This window comes from Curvibacter sp. GW821-FHT01G03 (genome assembly GCF_059422285.1).
The window spans coordinates 1-1,796 of the sequence record NZ_JBWKWP010000047.1; the positions used below are offsets into that span (position 1 = coordinate 1).

Here is a 1,796-nt window from a genome sequence, read left to right on the forward strand (position 1 = left end):
CGGCCCTGGTCAAAAGCTATGGCCTGCAGCAGGAGTTCATCACGCCCTACAGCCCCGAGCAAAATGGGATGGTCGAGCGTGTGATTCGCACGCTCAAAGACCAATGCGTTCATCGCCATAGGTTCGAAACCCTGCAACACGCCAGCCGAGTGATTGCGGACTGGATCAGTTGGTACAACCATCGGCGCCCTCATCAGGCGCTGAAAATGAAGACCCCCGCTGAGGCATATGCGTTAGCGGCCTGACCTGTGCAGAAAGTGCTGGGTCAATACAAGGGCCCATCACGATGCTCGAAACCAGTGGATTGGTGACGTGTGGCGGATTCAAGCTTCATGTCGCAAGACAGCTCCGCCGTCACGCATTGCCGTATTGATTTTGAACACCATCCCTAATGCAAGGAACTCAGGGGATAGCACCACTGGATTCCGTAGACGACTTGCTGGAACGCTTACCTGTTAATGCTTGAATCAATTCATCATCATAGATTGGGTCACCACACCCCTTCAGTGCGATTCCAAAAAATCCACAATATTCCCACCAAACATAGCCGACACCCTTAGCGCGGGCGACAGCGACAAAGTCTTTAGCCCAATTTAATCGCGATGATCGCACACCCTCTAATCGAGGGGCACCAAATTCATTAAAGATTACCGTACGATTATTTTTTCGAGACCACTCGAATACTTGATCAAAGAAATTCTCAATCCTCCCATAATCCCAAGAAGAGTCAATTGATTTCAAGAGAATTCTCTTCGCCAATTCAGAGCCTCCACTAAGACTTTGAAGTTCTGACTGTTTAACAGACAAAATTGGATAGGGAATATTATTCAAAGAAGCATAGCCACCACTACTCCAAAATGTGCTTTGATGAGTAAAGGCCATAGGCTCATAAAAATGCAAACCAAGCACTGTTCTTTCGTCCCCAATCGAAATACCTTTAGGTATTTCGTCAAACCTTTGAAATTGCGCAGGACCAAATATCACCAAACGATCAGAATCAACAGCTCGAATTCTCCCCAAAACATCATTAAATGAACTTAACCAAACACCCGAAGATAACGGTGGCTCATTCAATATCTCAAAATACAGAGAATCACGATACCTCCCCTTAAATAATTTAGTCGCAGGTACCCACAAGCCAGCGAGATAATTGGCAATATTAATATCACCTTTTGCAATGCGATTTCTAAAATCAACTGTCGGATGAAAATCAAGAGTAACCGAGATACCGAGATTCTCAAAAATATCAATCGCCTTCAATACCTTACCATTATCCACATTAACATCAAAATCCAACTCATTCACAGGCAATCGAACATGATTAAATCCAAGAGAAACAAATTCGTTGGCAACAAATGCCAAAAATTCAGAACTCCGACTTCGCCATTCACTATAATTAATACCAACAATCATTGAAGATTTATAATCTTTAGCCATCACCCCAATTGAAAGCAGCATGGATATAGAGAATACTGATATGGACCAGAAGAATTTTTTGAAAGCAGAATTCATATATTTCCCTTAAAATCTCAGAAAGATCAAAATCCAAGTAGTCACCCCTGAAAATTTAAACCCCAACCTGTGCGCTACCGAAAGGCAAGGGGTTGGTCCGTAAATCGAAGAGACGACGCAGCCAGTTCAAGATAAACCGGGTGCATTCAGCCACCCCCGACAGGCGCAAAAAAGGGCCAATGCCCTTCTTGGCGATCATCCTCAGCAGCCAGCGCAGGTTGTAGCCCGCGGCACACAGCACCGCGTGCAGACTGTCTCCCTCTGCTCCTTTGAGATGGCAGCGC

Annotated in this window: 2 protein-coding genes and 1 pseudogene; 1 reads left to right on the top strand and 2 read right to left on the bottom strand. The window is 45.2% G+C overall.

What is annotated here, in order from left to right:
* The coding region (locus tag AC07VS_RS28730; protein WP_019576894.1) for an integrase core domain-containing protein at positions 1-245 on the top strand (245 nt) is incomplete at its 5' end.
* A 157-nt stretch (positions 246-402) separates the two neighbouring features.
* Here AC07VS_RS28730 and AC07VS_RS28735 read toward each other — a convergent pair.
* Both AC07VS_RS28735 and AC07VS_RS28740 read right to left on the bottom strand, forming a co-directional pair.
* Positions 403-1,512: a glycoside hydrolase family 5 protein gene (locus tag AC07VS_RS28735; RefSeq protein ID WP_494752683.1), complete on the bottom strand. Its 1,110-nt coding sequence runs from the start codon at positions 1,510-1,512 to the stop codon at positions 403-405.
* A gap of 55 nt (positions 1,513-1,567) precedes the next feature.
* Positions 1,568-1,796, bottom strand: a pseudogene (locus tag AC07VS_RS28740) (hypothetical protein); the annotation flags it as partial.